This is a genomic window from Bradyrhizobium cytisi (assembly GCF_008123515.1).
GTDB classification, from domain to species: Bacteria; Pseudomonadota; Alphaproteobacteria; order Rhizobiales; family Xanthobacteraceae; genus Bradyrhizobium; species Bradyrhizobium cytisi.
Window position 1 is genome coordinate 1 of the sequence record NZ_VSSR01000144.1, and the last position, 1,170, is coordinate 1,170.

General features: G+C 62.1%; 1 protein-coding gene and 1 pseudogene. One reads left to right on the forward strand and one right to left on the reverse strand.

The window, feature by feature from the left end:
* Positions 1–59: 59 nt before the first annotated feature.
* Positions 60–925 (reverse strand): annotated as a pseudogene (locus FXB38_RS41950) (IS5 family transposase); the annotation flags it as partial.
* Between FXB38_RS41950 and FXB38_RS43405 the strand changes: the two are divergent.
* Positions 852–1,142 carry a hypothetical protein gene (locus FXB38_RS43405; protein ID WP_187435527.1) on the forward strand — a complete coding sequence of 97 codons (291 nt, stop codon included), beginning with the start codon at positions 852–854 and terminating at the stop codon, positions 1,140–1,142. The pseudogene FXB38_RS41950 and the gene FXB38_RS43405 sit on opposite strands and share 74 nt — an antisense overlap.
* Positions 1,143–1,170: the final 28 nt, after the last annotated feature.

Sequence of the window (1,170 nt, forward strand, 5' to 3'; positions counted from 1 at the left end):
GAAGATCTGTGCTCAAACTAGATGTTGCCGCTGAGAGCGGGCGTGGTCCATGCCATTAACTCGTAGGGCCGGTGCGCCTTGCCCTTGCCGATGCAGTCCACCTCTGGCGCGTGCAGCGAGTAGACTTTCGGGCCGCGCTGGTGCTGCTTCTGCTCAGGCACTCGTCGCGCCCGCGCCAGCATTCGCTCCAGCACGATCCCACCCAGCAAGGCGGCGTTGCCACAGAGTTTGCGGCCGATGTCGCGGATGACGCGGCCGAGGTAGGTTTTGAGCTTCTTCAAGGCTCGGTTGGCGCGCTTGAACTGCTTGGCATGGGCATAACGCTGGTGCTTGATCAGCGCGAACTTGCCCACCCTGGCATAGGACTGACGCAGCTTGATACCGGACCTCCTGGCAAGCCGCACCAGGATCTCGCGGGCGCGGTTCAGAAGCCGCGCATCGGTCGGGAACATGACGTTCTTGGGCTGCACCGTGGTGTCGATGATGACGCGGTTGAGATCGGACGGCCTGATCGCCTCGGTCCCGGTGGCGACCGCAAGGCTCTCCTGCAGCAGCGCCTGCAGCTTCTCCTCGCCCGTGCGCTGGCGCCAGCGCGTTAGCGACGTGCGGTCGAACACCATGCGGTGCTGGAAGAACTCCTCGCCGCAGAAGAACTGGTAATAGGGGTTCTCCACCCAGCGCTCGCACAAGACCTCGTCGGAGAGGTCGTAGATGTGCTTGAGGATGGCAAGTCCTGCCATCAGCCGCGTCGGCAGCGGCGGCCGGCCCGGCTTATCCTCATAGACCGCGCCGAACCGCTCTTCGAGGATCGACCAGTCGATCGTCGCGAAAGCTTCACTAGCGCATGGTTCATGTCGATGATCGCGTCCAGCCGGGAGCGCAGGAGATCGGCTTGTCCGCTGTCGCGTCGTTCCTTCGGCTTCATCGTTCCCTCCGATCCGACCGAAGGAATCACGCCGCGCGATTCGACGGAATCCTCAAAAGCAAAATTGCAAGCTTTTGGCCCGTCAAAGCCCGAAAGCCTGCAATCTCAACCCCCCTCGTCAGAAAAAAGGACTACGGACGACAATTTGGGTCCCACCGGCAGCACCTACGCGGGGAAGGTGCGTGCCTATGATCCATTCACGCGAGACAGTCAATAGCCACCAGGCACTAGTGGCTCGGCACAGT